Source organism: Micromonospora aridisoli, from assembly GCF_056150025.1.
In genome coordinates, this window is sequence record NZ_JAXCFK010000171.1 from 1 (window position 1) to 527 (window position 527).

1 pseudogene is annotated in these 527 nt (G+C 78.4%); it reads right to left on the reverse strand.

Annotated features, from left to right (window positions below):
- Positions 1-527: pseudogene (locus SM447_RS29945) on the reverse strand (hypothetical protein); the annotation flags it as partial.

A 527-nucleotide genomic window follows, 5' to 3' on the forward strand; every position in this document is an offset into this window, starting at 1 on the left:
CCCGTCAGCGTGATGCTGGTCGGCCCCGTCCGCAGCGTCCCCGGGACGCTGACCGGCGCGCCGGGGATGACGCCGTCGCCGTTCGCGTTCACCGTGCGAGGCGCGAGGCCCGCACCGAAGCGGACGGTGACCGCCTCGTTCGGCGCGAACCCGGACCCGTCGACCGTGACCGACGAGCCGCCGCGACCCGACGTGGCAGACAGCGCCGCCTGCGGGTGGTACGCCGGCGCCTGCGGCCGGTCGGTCACCTGGACGGTGGCCGTGGCCGGCGTGCGCGACGACGCGCCGGTGGCGGTGACCGCGTAGCGGCCGGGTCGCGTGTCGCCCGAGGTGGCGATCGACGCGCGGACGGTGCCGGTCGCCGACGCGGCCACCGTCGCCGCCCGTGCCGGGTCGGTGCCGAGCGCCACGGTCACCGTCTCGCCGGCGGCGAACCCGCTGCCGTCGACGGTGATCGCGTCGCCGGCCGCGACGGCCGGGGACAGGGCGACGGTCGGCTGGAGCCCGTCCGGCGTCACGGTCACGGT